This window comes from Streptomyces griseomycini (assembly GCF_014203535.1).
Classification (GTDB): Bacteria; Actinomycetota; Actinomycetes; order Streptomycetales; family Streptomycetaceae; genus Streptomyces; species Streptomyces griseomycini.
In genome coordinates this window covers 81338-94508 of record NZ_JACHJI010000016.1, presented here as the reverse complement: position 1 = coordinate 94508, position 13171 = coordinate 81338, and the positions used below count along the sequence as shown (strand labels likewise).

The window sequence follows — 13171 nt, the reverse complement described above, 5'->3', positions numbered from 1 at the left end:
GAGACAGCGGCGCCGCGCCCCGAGCCTCCCCCTGGGGCTCGAGGTGCGGCGCCGCGTGCCGTGCCCCGAGGGCGCGGGCCGGCTCCGGGAGAACGCTGGGAGACTGCGCCGCAAACGGAGGGTCACCTTCCCGGCAGGTTCCCGGTGATCCCCCGGCCGCGCCTCCCACCGGCCCCCGGGACCGCCACCGGCCGCCGCCGACCCGCGGTTGCCGCCCGCCCCGTCCCCTCGCCCTACGCGGGCCTGGGGGAGGGGGAACCACCCTCACACCTCCGTGCGTGTCCGGATAGCGACGCCGTTTCCGGCGCATACGACTGGTCTGGCACGCTTGCCTGCCATGAGAGGGGGTGGGGCATGTCAGAAGGGCTCCGCATCGGTGTTCTGGGTCCCATGACGGCCACGGTGGACGGACGGGAAGTGGCACTCGGCGGACCGCGGCAGCGTGCGGTGCTCGCCGTGCTGGTGGCCGCGCGGGGCCGACTGGTGACCCAGGAGTCGCTGATCGCCCAGGCCTGGGACGAGCGGCGCCCCCCTTCCCCGGCCACCCTCCACTCGTACGTCGCCGCGCTGCGCAGGGCCCTGGAGCCCGGCCGCGAGGCCGGCCGGACCGCGGGCGTCCTGGTTCGCGAGCACATCGGCTACGCCCTGCGGACCAGCCGGCACGCCCTGGACGCGGAGCGCTTCACCGTGCTGGCGGCGCGCGGCGAGGAACTGCTGCGCGGCGGTGACCCCGAGCGGGCCGCCACCGTGCTGGGCGAGGCCCTGTCCCTGTGGCGGGGACCGGCGTACGCCGAGTTCGAGGGGCACGCCTTCGCCGCGCCCGAGACCGCCCGACTGCACGGCCTGCGCCTGTCCGCCCAGGAGGACCTGTTCGCCGCGGAACTCGCCCGCGGACGGCACGCCGCGGTGATCGGCGACCTGGAGAAGCACACCGCCGAGGAGCCCTTGAGCGAGCGCGGCTGGGAACTGCTCACCCTGGCCCTGTACCGGTCGGGCCGCCAGGCCGACGCGCTGGCGGCCCTGCGCACCGCCCGCCGCATGCTCGCCGAGGAACTGGGCATCGACCCCGGCCCCTCGCTGCGCCGGCTGGAGGCGGCGGTGCTGGCCCAGGACGAGACCGCCGCGCCGCCCGCCCCCGCTCCGGGCGGCGACCTCGCGTACGGCGCCGCGACCGGGGCCCCGCGGGGCCGGAACCTGCCGTTCGCGCTGACCGGACTCGTCGGGCGCGAGGAGGAACGCGAGCGCGTCGCCCTGCTGCTCCAGGAACACCGGCTGGTGACGCTGACCGGCCCGGGCGGCATCGGCAAGACCCGGCTGATGCTGGAGGTGGCGCACGCCCGCACCGACGAGGACGGGCCCTGGCTGGTGGAGCTGGCGGACCTCGAGGAGCCCGATCCGCAGCTGGTGGCCGTGAGTGTCGCGGACGCGCTCGGCATCCGCGACGGGGCGAGCGCGGCCCGCCTGGCGGAGGTGCTGGGCGGGCGCAGGACGCTGCTGGTCCTGGACAACTGCGAGCACCTGCTCCAGGCCGCGGCCGGGACCGTCGCGCAGCTGCTGTCCCGCTGCGGCGGGCTGCGCGTGCTCGTCACCAGCCGCGAGCCGCTGGGCATCACCGGAGAGGCGGTCTACGAGGTGCCGCCGCTGAGCGCGGAGGCGGGCGGCGAGCTCTTCCTCGCCAGGGCCCGCGCCGCCACGCCCGGCTGGGTCCCCCAGGAGAGCGACGCGGAGGTGGCCGAGCGGATCTGCCAGGAGCTGGACGGCCTGCCGCTGGCCATCGAACTGGCCGCCGCGCAGTGCCGCGTGCTGTCGGTCGAGCAGATATCCACGGCCCTGAACGACCGGTTCTCCGTGCTGGTCGGCGGGCCGGGGACCGGACCGGCGCGGCACCGGGCGCTGCGGGCCGCGATGGAGTGGAGCTACCGGATGCTGGAGCGTCCGGAGCGGGAGACGTTCCACCGCCTCAGCGTGTTCGCGGGCTCCTTCGACCTGGACGCCGCCACCGCGATCTGCGGCAGGCCGGTCCTCGCGGAACTGGCCGCCCTGGTCCGCAAGTCGCTGGTCACCGCCGAGACCGGCACCACCCCGCGCCGCTACCGCATGCTGGAGACGCTCAAGGAGTACGGCCGCAAGCAGGCCGAACCCGCCGAACTCGCCGCCGCCCAGGCCGCGCACCGGTCCTGGGTGCTGGCCCGCGCTGCCGCCGCCGCACGCTGGATGGAGGGCCCGCACGCCGCCCGTGCCACCGAGCAGACCACGCGCGACCAGCCGGAGGTCCGGGTGGCGTTCACCTCGGCGCTGCTGGCCCGCGACGGTGCCTACGCGCTCCAGCTCGGCGGCGCGCTGATGCGGTTCTGGTACCGCAGCGGCCATGTCGCCGAGGGCCTGGGCTGGCTGAGCGCCGCCCTCGAACTCACCCCGGAGGGCATGCCGGGCCCGCGGGCGCGCGCTCTGATCGCGACGAGCGCGCTCAACTACCTCAAGGGCGACTTCGCCACGGCCGCGCGGGCCGCCGCGGACGCCGCCCGTCACGCCCGCGACGCGGGCGACACGGTGATCGAGGCCCAGGGCCTGTCGTACCGGGCGCTGTTCGAGGGGATGGGCGGCACGCCGGGCACCGCGCGGCGGGCCGAGGCGGCGGTGGAGCTGGCCCGGATCTCGGGGGAGCCCTGGCTGGAGGCCGAGGCCCTCATGGTGCTCGGGATGCTGCTGCGCATCGACGGGGAGGGCGAGCGCGCCCGCGAGGTGCTGACCCACTCCGTCACCCTGGCCGTCGCGTGCGGGCACCGCTTCGTGCAGGCCTCGTCGTCCTGGCTGGTCATGAAGAGCGACCTCGACCTGGGCCGGGCCGAGCAGGCGCTCACGACGGGCCTCGCGACCCTGCGGGACCTGGAGGAGGACCAGGACGTCACCGGCTGGCTGGTGATCGCCCACACGACCGCCGCCGCCCTGGCGCTGGCCGGGCACGCCGAGGAAGGGGCCGTGCTCCTGGGGGTCGTGGAGGAGCGCGGTGCGCGCGTGGGCTTCTCGCCGATGCTCATGGACCCGGTCGACGGCGCCCGGCAGAGCACCCAGGTCCACGAGGCGCTGGAGCCGCGCGACCTGGCCCGCTGTCTGGACAGGGGAGGACGGATGTCGCCGGCCGAGGTGACCGGGATGCTCACCCGGTCGGCGGCCGGCCGGGGGGAGTACGACGCCGCGGGCGCGGACCGCTGGCCCTGCCGGGACAGCTCCTCGCCCGCCGACCTGTAGCGCTGCGCCGCCGTCGGCCGGCGGCGGCCACACGGTGGCCCGCAGGAACGGGCCGCGGACATGGGGGAAACCAATGGAGTCGATCACGCATCGTCGGGGTGAGGGCGAGGGCGACGGTGAGGGCGGCGCCGGGTCGCCGCCCCTGCCGCACGGCACGGGCACGGCGTTCGCGCACCCGCCGACCCGTCGCGCCTGGGCCCGCTCACGGTCCCTGCACTACGCGCGTCACCTCGGCTGGTACGCGCTGCTGGCGGTGGTCCTGACGCTGTTGCAGGTGACGACCGGCCTCTGGCCGCTGACGCTGGGACTGGCCGTCTCCACGGTGCTCATCGTGGTGCCCGGTCACTGGTGGAACTGCCGCCACGCGTCCGCCAACGCCCGCCGCGCGCGGCTGGTCCTGGAGCACTACCCGTGGCAGCCCTGCGCCGTGGAGGCCCTGCCCGAGCGGGACGGGGCCGCCGAGGGGGACGGGCGGCCCTCCTTCCGACTGACGGACCCGGCGGTCCCCGGGCGGACCTGGCGGCACAGCGTGCCCGGCCCGGGCCGGGAGGGCTCGTCGATCCGGGCGCTGGTCCATCCGCGGGTACTGGTCGCCGCGGTCGGCTCCGCCGGGCCCGTCCCCGCGTGGTTCGCGGGGGACCCGCGCTTCGGGGGTGTGCTGTCTCCCCCCGGCGGGGGACAGCCGGTCCTGCTGCGGGCGCGGGGCGGGCGCGGTCTGAAGGGGGAGGGCCGGCAGGCGCCGCCGGAGCGTGACCTGCTGGCGATCCGTGCCGGTCTGCTTCAGTACCGCGATCTGCCCAAGAGGCACCCGGTGCGCCGGGAGTGGGAGGCGCAAGAGGCGGTCGCCGTCATGCGCGGTACGCCGCAGGCGGCCCCGCCCGGACCTTCGACGCCGCCCACGGCGACGGCACTCCAACGCCGTTCCGGGCTCAGGAACGCGGTGCGTGCCCTCCTCGGCGCGGCGGGCGCCGTGTGCCTGCCGCTGGGGGTGGGGCTGCTGGTCTGGGCGGTGCTCCCGGACAGCGGAGGGGTCGGCATGCGGCTGGTGCTCGCCGGGTCCGCCCTGGTGGCGCTGGCCGTGGCGCTCCTCTGCCTGGTGGGGGCGCACGTCGCGGGCTCCGTGAGCCGGAGGGCGCGGTGGGCCTGGGCCTGGCCCGTGAGCACCGTGCTGTTCACGGTCGGCGTGCTGGTCCTGTGGCTGGGCGGTCTGCTGGATTGACCGCCCCGGGGCCCGGCACCCGCGGATACGGCAGGACGCGCCCGGCGGCCTCGGCCGCGGCCTGCGGCTCCGGACGTTCCCTGGTGACATGCCGAACGGTGACGTCGGGATGGTCCGGAATGCGGCCGGCGGGGTCCGTGGGTGCAGTCGTCTTCCCGGGGCTGCGGATGGGGTCAGGTGCGCAGGTGGGACGCGCCGTTGAGGTCGACGATGGTTCCCGAGGCCCATGCCGCGGCCGGGGACGCGAGGAAATGCACAGTGGCGGCGATCTCTTCCGGGGTGCCGACCCGCCCGAACGGACTCTCCGCGCGCAGGCGCTCGCCTTCCGGTCCGGACAGCTTCGCCGTCTGCCGTTCGGTGGCCACGAATCCGGGCGCGACGGAGGTGACCGCGATGCCGTGCGGGGCCAGCGCCACGGCCAGCGACTGGCCGAGGGCGTGCAGCGCCGCCTTGGTCGCCCCGTAGGCGGGGAAATCCGGTTCACCCCGGAACGCGCCGCGCGAGCCGATGTTCACGATCGCACCGCCGGCGCCCCGGCCGATGAGGTGGCGGGCCGTGGCCCAGCTCAGGTCGGCCGCGCCGAGGAGGTTGACGTCCACCATCCGCCGCCAGACCTGCTGCCAGTGGGCCAAAGAGGTCTGTGCGATCGGATGCCGGGCGTCTTCCGTGGGTGCCACGGCCGCGTTGTTCACCAGTACGTCCACTGTGCCGAGTGCGGCCACCGCCTCGGCCACTGCTCGCTCGGCCGCGCCGGGTTCGCCCAGATCGGCTCGGAGCAGGGTGTGTCCGGTGCCCGGCAGTTGCCGCAGGGTCTGTTCGGCGTCCGCACGGTGGCCGGCGTACTGCACTGCGACGCGGTCACCACCGGCGGCGAAGGCCATCGCGACGGCGCGGCCGATGCCGCGCGATCCGCCGGTGACCAGTACGCCCCTCACCGGGCGAACACCATCGACTCGTCACGGAAGGACTTGAACTCCAGAGCGTTGCCCGCGGGGTCACGGAAGAACATGGTCCACTGCTCACCGGGCTCACCGGGAAAGCGGAGATGCGGCTCGATGTCGAAGCGCACCCCGGCGGTCCGCAGCCGCTCGGTGAACCGGTGGAAGCGCTGTTCGTCCACCAGCAGACCGAAGTGCGGGATCGGCACCGGGTGATCTCCCACCAGGCTGGTGCCGGTTGGCTGCGGTGCGGCCGGCACCAGGTGGGTCACCAGCTGGTGGCCTTCGAGGTTCCAGTCCACCCAGTGGTCGGTGCTGCGCCCCTCGGGCAGGCCCAGTACCTGCCCGTAGAAGCTGCGGGCGGCGACCAGGTCGTCGACCGGGATGGCCAGATGGACAGCGGGTCGGTAAGACATCAGGGTCCACCTCCGGTGGGCTCGGTGACCGCAGCAGCCTGACCGAGGCGATGTCTTGATGTCAACATTAGGACAATGCTCGTAGCGAATCCCGCGAACCGCGGACCCGGGCTGGCGCCGGCGATTGTCCGGATGTCAACATCGGTTGCATGTCATCTGCACTGCCGAGGGCGGCCCGGCGCGGCCTGGCTGACGAAGCCGCCGACCTGGTGCGCGCGGCCATCTTCTCCGGCCACTTCCCGCCCGGCGCCGCACTGCGCGAAGTAGAGCTGGCCGAACGCCTCGGGGTCAGCCGTGGCTCGGTCCGGGAAGGGCTGGCCCGGCTGACGCAGGAGGGACTGGTACGCGGCGGCTGGCACCGCGGTACCACCGTCATCGAGGTGACGGCCGAAGACGTACAGGAGGTGTACGCGCTGCGGGCCGCACTGGACCGTCTGGCCGCAACCACCGCGCGACGGGCCGCGACCGCGGAGCACCTCTCCCGGCTGGATCAGCTGGTGGCCGAGATGGCGACCGAGATCGCCGCGGGCAGCGACGCTCACCGGCTGGTGGCGCTGGACATCGCCTTCCACGACCAGATCTACGCCGCCGCCGGAAACGGCAGGCTCACCACCGCCTGGCGCACGATCCGCTCCCAGTTGCACCTGTTCCACCTGCGACGCGTCGACGCAGCCTACGACCACTACCGCGCGCGCGTGGTCGACGAGCACCGCGAACTCGCCGCTCTCCTGCGCTCCGGCGACAGCCGAACACTGGCCCGCCGGGCCGAAGAGCATGTGGACTCCGCACGACGCAGCCTGCTGGCCGGCCTGCCGGCCTGCGCCGGGACGAAGAGTGCCGAGGCGTCCGGCCACCACTGAGCGTGCCCTGTACGCGCACAACCGCCGGCGCCGGCAGGCACCCCGCGCGCCCGGCCGCCCGCGACGCAGTCGGGGGCACTCCCGGCGACTGGGCTCATGAGCCCGGGCGTGACCGCGGTCCGAAGCTGCTCCGGCGCGCGTCGGCCGACCGGCCCAGTGGCGAAACCGACTTCGCACGGACCGGACCGCGGTTGTCCAGGGTGCGCTGCCCCCAGGTGAAGCGCGCCCCCTTTCGCCCGTGGGGCAGGGCGGTGCGCGGCTTTAGCCTCGAACCCATGGACACAGACAAGGACCTCGCCGCCGAAAACGCGCTGGGAGGTTTCCTCCGTGCACGGCGTGCCCGCCTACGCCCGGAAGACGTGGGCATTCCCGCCTCCGGCCGCCGCAGGGTGCCCGGTCTGCGCCGTGAAGAGGTAGCCGCGCTCGCTGGGGTGAGTTCCGACTACTACACGCGTCTGGAACAGGGCCGCGAACAGCACCCCTCCCAGCAGCTGCTGGAGGCCGTGGCGCGGGCTCTGCGGCTGGACGACGAAGCGGCGGCCCACCTGTGTCGGGTGGCCGGTCCGGCCACCCGCCGGACGCGCCGCGCGCCGCGCGTCGAACGCGTCGCCCCGCACCTGCGGCGGCTGCTCGACACGTGGCGTGACACGCCCGCCCTCGTCCTGAGTCCCGCACTGGACCTCCTGGCCCGCAACCGGCTCGCGAACGCCCTTCACGCCGACTTCGCCGAAGCCGACAACCTGCTGCGTATGACGTTCCTGGACCCGGTCGCGCGCCACTTCCACCGGGACTGGGACCGGGCCGCCCAGGCGACCGTGGCCGCACTGCGGCGGGCAGCCGGCACCGACCCCGACGACCCGCGGCTGAGCGAGGTCGTAGGCGAACTGTCCCTGAAGAGCGACGACTTCCGCATGCTGTGGGCGCGCCACGACGTGCGCACCAAGACGCGGGAGGCCAAGCTCTTCCACCACTCCCAGGTCGGCGACCTGGAATTGCACTACGAGTCCTTCACCGTCAACAGTGCCCGCACCCAGCAGCTCGTCGTCTACCAGGCCGAGCCGGGCACCCCGTCCGCCGACGCCCTCACCCTGCTCGGCTCGCTCAGCGCCGGCCCTGTGCCCGCACGGGACGCGGCGTCGGGCGCCGTCTCCGACTGAGGGAGGACCCGCGGGGTGGTCGAGCAGCGGCAGCCCCTGCCGGACGCGGCCGTCTCGCGATCCGGCGTGCCGTCCCCGAGGCACACGGCCTCCCTCCGGAGCCGGCGGGCCGGTGAGACCGCCGACAGAGGCGCCGAGTGATCAAAACCGCGGTAGGCCGGACTGCGAGTCGTGGAGATCACCACCCGTGCCAGGGCAGGGCACCACCCGCCACGCCGGTGTCGGGACAGCGTTTAGGTTGGAATCATGAGCGACAGCACTCACCTGGGCGATTACCTCAGAGCACGGCGTGAAGCCCTCAAACCGCAGGACGTGGGCCTGCCCGAGTACGGGCGCAGGCGGGTGCCGGGGCTGCGCCGTGAGGAGGTCGCCATGCTCGCGGGTGTGAGCTCCGACTACTACATGCGGCTGGAACAGGGGCGGGAGACCAGCCCGTCGCCCCAGGTGACCGACGCGATCGCCGCCGCCCTCCACCTCGACGACGAGGCACACGACCACCTGCGCAGACTCACCCGGACACCCCAGGAACGCCGCAGCGCTCCAGCCGGTCACGACAGGGTCCATCCCCAGCTCCTGCAGCTGATCGACAGCTGGCGCGACACCCCCGCCTTCATCCTGGGACCGGCCCTGGACATCCTGGCGCACAACGCGCTCGCCGCGGCCCTGCACAGCGGATTCCAGCGGTTCGACAACCTGGCCCGCATGGTCTTCCTGGACCCGGCCGGGCGTACCTTCTACCAGGACCGGGACAAGGCCGCCGGCTCGTGCGCGGCCGAACTGCGCGCGGCCTACGGACACGACCCCGACTCCCCGCGCATCACCGAGGTCGTCGACACGCTCCGCGCGAGGAGCCCCGAGTTCGCCGGACTGTGGGCACGACACGAGGTGAAGGGCAAGACCCAGCAGGCGAAGCGCCTCGTACACCCCGAGGTCGGCGCTCTGGAGATCCAGTTCTCGGCCTTCACCGTCAGCGGTGCCCCGCACCAGCAGCTGGTCGTCTACCAGGCCGAGCCGGCGAGTGCCACCGCGGCTGCCTTCGCCGAACTACGAGCCGGTACCGGTCGAGGGGGCTCCCCACAGATGGGACGGGAGGACCCCGGCCTGAATCTCGGCGCGACCTGACTTCCCCGGGACGCGCCGAGACCAATGACGAGCGCCGGGGACGACGGCCCCGCCACCTGCGCCGGCACACGACGCCGTCCCTCGTCCGGAGCGGCGGGAACGGTGGACGGCTCGCGCGCCGCAGCCGTCCGGGTGCACGAGGACCCCGATGACGTCCGTGCCGGGGAAGTGCTGGTGAAGGTGACCGGCGCCGCGCCGATCGCGGCGCCGGTCACGGCCTTGCTGCGCAGAGCGGCGGTGTGCGGACCGCGGAGCTCGCGGACTGCCCGGTCGAGGAGACCTGGCGGCGGCCGGCTCCGCCGGCGCCCGCAATGAACGGCCTCGGCGGGTGACGGGGACCACCGCGTGGCCCGTCAGCCGCGCGGCGGGAGGCCTCCCTGGCGGACGCGCTCGTCGCCCTCACGGTAGAGCACCAGGTGCTCGTGGAAGAGAACACCGTCACGGATGTCGCCGGTGGCGGTGAAACCGGTGTCATCGATGTAATCGATGTGGTCACCGGTGACGGTGTAGCGGCCGGTGTAGGCGCTCCGGCGCCTTCCGCGGGCCTCGTCGTAGCGGCCGTTCGGCAGCAGTTCCTGGCGGATGAAGCCGTCCGCGGTCACCCACATCCCGACGTACGGGTGCGGATCGCGCGGCGTGTCGTTGCTGGTCATGGCTCCACCCTCGGCCCCGCGGCGGGAAGCGACCAGGCCGCCGTCCCCCCAGGTGCGGGGTTCCTGGGGGCCGTGCACCCACGATCGCGGTCGGGACGGCCGGTGATACGAGGGGCCGGCACCGCCCCGTCGTCCTCCGCACCGACAGCTCCTTTGGCGCCGTCGCGAGGAGCAGGGCCGACCGTGGGTGCGGCACACCTGGGGACACAGCGGCCTGGTTCCGGTTCCGCAGCGCGACGAACCTGGTGGTCGTGCAGCCGCTGCCACCGCCGAGCGGCTGCTTCCCGCCTGTACGGGCGCTCGCTCCGCTCGTCGGGCCGACCGATGACCCGAACTCCCCATGAGGAACACCATGACCATCACTGACACCGACACCGTGAGCTGGAACCGGAAGGCCCTCGACGAGATCGTCTCCGACGACGACGGCCGTCCGGTCCTGTTCACCAACGCCCGGATCGTGACGATGGACCCGCTGATCGGGACCATGACCGGTGCCGACATCCTGTTCGTCGGTTCCCTGATCGTGGGTGTCGGCCCCTCCATCGTCACCGCGGCACAGGACGACAACGCCATCGTCGTCGACTGCACGGGCATGACCGTCGTCCCCGCCGTCGTGGACACCGTCGCCCTGGCCGGCGGACGCGGCCGGCGCTCGGAGTACGTCGCGACGCTCACCCCGGGCAACACCACCGACTTCCTGGTGGTGCCCGACGAACTCGCCGCCGATGTGCCCAGCGCGGTGGCCACCCTCCTGTCCCGCCCGGAGCAGGTCCGCGCGCTGGTCGCAGCCGGCCGGCCCGTCCGGTGGGCGGGTGCCGACGTACCCGGCCGGCCCGCCGCCCCCGAGACGGGCATCCCCGCCGCACCGGACCTGACCGGCAGCCCGCGGCTCGGGGTCTGGATCGACCGGAAGGACTTCCTGCACCAGGAACTCACCGCCGACGGCCGCTACGACGAGACACGGGGCGGTCGCCGTCACGCCTACCAGGGCCGGTTCTGGATCGACGGCGACCGCATCGACTACCTGGACGACCTCGGCTTCTGGGCCTACGGAGAGTTCAAGGGCGACGAACTGCACCACGCGGGCTACGTCATGAAGCTGGGCTGACCTGCGGCCCGCAGCCGCCGTGCGGCGGACACGGCGGCTGACCCCGCGTGGCCCGCAGGCGACCGGCTCCCGACCGTGTCCCCGCACAGTCCTGATCCTGCGTGCGAGGCACCAGGGCGAACGATGCCCTGGTTGCCGTGGTCGGGCCGGCCAAGAGTGGAAACAGAGCAGCGCCGACGCTCCCGGCCCCCCACCTCCAGCCCTCCCCGAATCACGGAAAGCAGATCCACCATGCACACCAACGACACCACCAGCGCGGCCGTCCTCGACCAGCTCCGGCGTCGCCCCGCGGACGAACGGCGCGTCCTGTTCACCGGCGCGACCATCGTCACCATGGACCCCGCCCTCGGTGTCCTGCACGACGCCGACCTGCTCGTCGAGGGCGACACCATCACCGCCGTGGGCCCCGGCCTCGACGCCGGCGACGCCGTGGTCGTCGACGCCACCGGCGCCGTCCTCAGCCCCGGCTTCGTCGACACCCACCGGCACGCCTGGGAGGCCCAGCTGCGCCGGATCATGCCGGACGTCGACGACCTCGGCGCCTACGTCATGTCCACCCTGGCCGGCTACGCCACCGTCTACCGGCCCGAGGACATGTACACCGGCACCAAGCTGGCCGCGCTCACCGCGCTCGACAGCGGCATCACGACCATGCTCGACTTCTCCCACAACTCCCGCACCCCCGAACACTCCGACGCCGCCGTCGAGGCCCTCCGCGACACCCGCATCCGCGGCGTGCACGCCGCCATGGGCCCGCACTTCGGCGACTGGGACAAGCAGTGGCCCGGCGACCTGACCCGCCTCAAGGAGCAGTACTTCAGCAGTGACGACCAGCTGCTGACGCTGCGCCTGGCGACGCTCGCCACCGACGAGATCGCCGGACCGGCGCTCGCCTACGGCCCCGAACTCGCCCGCGTCGCCGAGGACCTGGGCATCGGAGCAAGCGTGGACGCCGTCTTCGGCACGGCCTCCTCCGAGGCGATCCTGCGCTGGGCCGAGGACGGCCTCCTCAGCCCCGACGTCACCCTCATCCACGCCACCGGACTGACCCCCGAGGCATGGAAGGCGATGGGGGAGACCGGCACCACCGTGGCGCTCGCCCCCACCTCCGACGCCCAGATCGGCCTGGAGACCGCGATCCCCGCCGTCGACGAGGCCCTGTCCGCCGGCATCCGCCCCGGCCTGAGCATCGATGTCGAAGTGGCGCTGGTCAGCGACATGTTCACGCAGATGCGGGCGCTGCACGCCATCCAGCGGATGCGCGCCGTCAACGCCGCTTACGGCACCGACCGGGAGCCCCGCCGCATCACCACCCACGACGTCCTGGACTTCGCCACCCTCCAGGGCGCCCGCACCAACGGCCTGGACGCCGTCACCGGCTCGCTCACCCCGGGCAAGAAGGCCGACCTGCTGGTCATCCAGGCCGAGGACCTCAACAACATGCCGCTCAACGACCCGATCGGCACCGTCGTGCTGGGCTCCGACCCCCGCAACATCAGCGCCGTCCTCGTGGACGGCGAGCCCCGCAAGTGGAACGGCCACGTACTCGACGTCGACCTGCCCGCCCTGCGCCGCGAGGTCCACACCTCGCGCGCGTACGTGCTGAACACCCCGGCCGCCTGAACACCCCTCCCAGAGCCCCCGGCCGCCCCTCTCCGGCGGCCGGGGGCACCCCCTGCCCCGACGGTGTCCCGGTCGACCGTGCCGCGCACACGGGGCCGTCACCACGCCCTTCTTCGGGGCCTCCAAGTCCCAGCCCGCCCCAGCCCTCAGGCACACCGCCGGCAGCACGCCCGACCGACCGCCGGGCCGGGCTCCGGCCGTGCCGACCACCGTCCTGCTGACCGCGCTCGGTGTCCTGATGGCCGGCCAGATGCACACCGTCCCGGCACTGCTGCACCCCATGGCCACCGCGCTCGGCACCACACCCCGGCAGGCCACCTGGACGGCGACCGCGTCCGGCTTCGCCTACGCCGCGGGACTCCTCCTCGCCGGTCCGCTCTCCGACCGCTACGGACCACGTGCCGTGATCACCACAGGGCTCGTGGCCGCCGCGACGTCCACCACCGCGGTCAGCGTCGCCCCCGACCCCCCACGGTGATCGTCCTGCGCGGCCTGCCGGGACTGACCGCCGCGGTCTTCGCCCCCTCCGCGCTCTCCTACGTCGCCCAGCACATCGCGCCGCAGCGCCGCAGCACCTCCCTCACCTGCATCACCAGCGGCATGCCCGCCGCCGCCGCCGTCGTGCAGACCGGCGCCCAGGCCGTCGCGGCCGGCATCGGATGGGCGTCGGACGGAGTGGACGCCGATGTCCGGGCAGGCGGAGGCGGTTGCCGAGATGCGGCCGAGGGGACGGTCTTCTGCTCGGCCCCGTTCCCACCGGTCATCGGAGACCAGTCCGCTCTGTGCCGGTGACGACCGGCGCCCGGACGGAACGCCTGACTGGTGT

The 13171-nt window shown here is 73.9% G+C and carries 12 protein-coding genes; 9 read left to right on the top strand and 3 right to left on the bottom strand.

Translation table 11 applies throughout. The annotated features are described in order from the left end of the window. Positions 1 to 390 precede the first annotated feature (390 nt). Positions 391 to 3249, top strand: coding sequence for an ATP-binding protein (locus tag FHS37_RS32270; protein WP_184827768.1), 2859 nt, complete (start codon positions 391 to 393; stop codon positions 3247 to 3249). Positions 3250 to 3322: 73 nt separating this feature from the next. After that, on the top strand, positions 3323 to 4468 hold the full coding sequence (locus FHS37_RS32265) for a hypothetical protein (protein ID WP_184827766.1): 1146 nt from the start codon (positions 3323 to 3325) through the stop codon (positions 4466 to 4468). A 173-nt stretch (positions 4469 to 4641) separates the two neighbouring features. On the opposite strand, the gene FHS37_RS32260 is transcribed toward FHS37_RS32265, so the two are convergent. Continuing rightward, positions 4642 to 5403 (bottom strand): SDR family NAD(P)-dependent oxidoreductase, encoded by a 762-nt coding sequence (locus FHS37_RS32260; protein ID WP_184827765.1) that lies wholly within the window; start codon positions 5401 to 5403, stop codon positions 4642 to 4644. After that, complete coding sequence (locus FHS37_RS32255; protein ID WP_184827763.1) at positions 5400 to 5822, bottom strand: VOC family protein; 423 nt, start codon at positions 5820 to 5822, stop codon at positions 5400 to 5402. The genes FHS37_RS32260 and FHS37_RS32255 overlap by 4 nt, the downstream gene beginning before the upstream one ends. A gap of 149 nt (positions 5823 to 5971) precedes the next feature. Here FHS37_RS32255 and FHS37_RS32250 point away from each other — a divergent pair, with 149 nt between their 5' ends. From FHS37_RS32250 to FHS37_RS32240, 3 genes are all read left to right on the top strand, one after another. Next, positions 5972 to 6682, top strand: coding sequence for a GntR family transcriptional regulator (locus tag FHS37_RS32250; protein WP_184827761.1), 711 nt, complete (start codon positions 5972 to 5974; stop codon positions 6680 to 6682). A gap of 275 nt (positions 6683 to 6957) precedes the next feature. Further along, positions 6958 to 7839, top strand: coding sequence for a helix-turn-helix transcriptional regulator (locus FHS37_RS32245; RefSeq protein WP_184827759.1), 882 nt, complete (start codon positions 6958 to 6960; stop codon positions 7837 to 7839). Positions 7840 to 8085: 246 nt separating this feature from the next. Further along, on the top strand, positions 8086 to 8961 hold the full coding sequence (locus FHS37_RS32240; RefSeq protein WP_184827757.1) for a helix-turn-helix transcriptional regulator: 876 nt from the start codon (positions 8086 to 8088) through the stop codon (positions 8959 to 8961). A gap of 353 nt (positions 8962 to 9314) precedes the next feature. Here the strand turns inward: FHS37_RS32240 and FHS37_RS32235 are convergent, their stop codons facing one another. Continuing rightward, complete coding sequence (locus FHS37_RS32235) at positions 9315 to 9614, bottom strand: Atu4866 domain-containing protein (protein WP_184827755.1); 300 nt, start codon at positions 9612 to 9614, stop codon at positions 9315 to 9317. A gap of 352 nt (positions 9615 to 9966) precedes the next feature. On the opposite strand from FHS37_RS32235, the gene FHS37_RS32230 reads away from it, so the two are divergent. From FHS37_RS32230 to FHS37_RS40140, 4 genes are all read left to right on the top strand, one after another. Beyond that, the gene (locus tag FHS37_RS32230) at positions 9967 to 10722 is read left to right on the top strand and encodes an Atu4866 domain-containing protein (RefSeq protein ID WP_184827753.1); all 756 of its coding nucleotides are present in this window, start codon (positions 9967 to 9969) and stop codon (positions 10720 to 10722) included. Positions 10723 to 10953: 231 nt separating this feature from the next. Then, entirely contained in the window at positions 10954 to 12345 is a 1392-nt protein-coding gene (locus FHS37_RS32225) for an amidohydrolase family protein (RefSeq protein ID WP_184827751.1), read from the top strand. A gap of 199 nt (positions 12346 to 12544) precedes the next feature. After that, positions 12545 to 12823 (top strand): MFS transporter, encoded by a 279-nt coding sequence (locus FHS37_RS40145; RefSeq protein WP_229890138.1) that lies wholly within the window; start codon positions 12545 to 12547, stop codon positions 12821 to 12823. Beyond that, positions 12820 to 13137, top strand: a complete 318-nt coding sequence (locus FHS37_RS40140) for a hypothetical protein (RefSeq protein ID WP_229890145.1) — start codon at positions 12820 to 12822, stop codon at positions 13135 to 13137. Before FHS37_RS40145 ends, FHS37_RS40140 begins: the two co-directional genes overlap by 4 nt. The last annotated feature ends 34 nt before the right edge of the window (positions 13138 to 13171 follow it).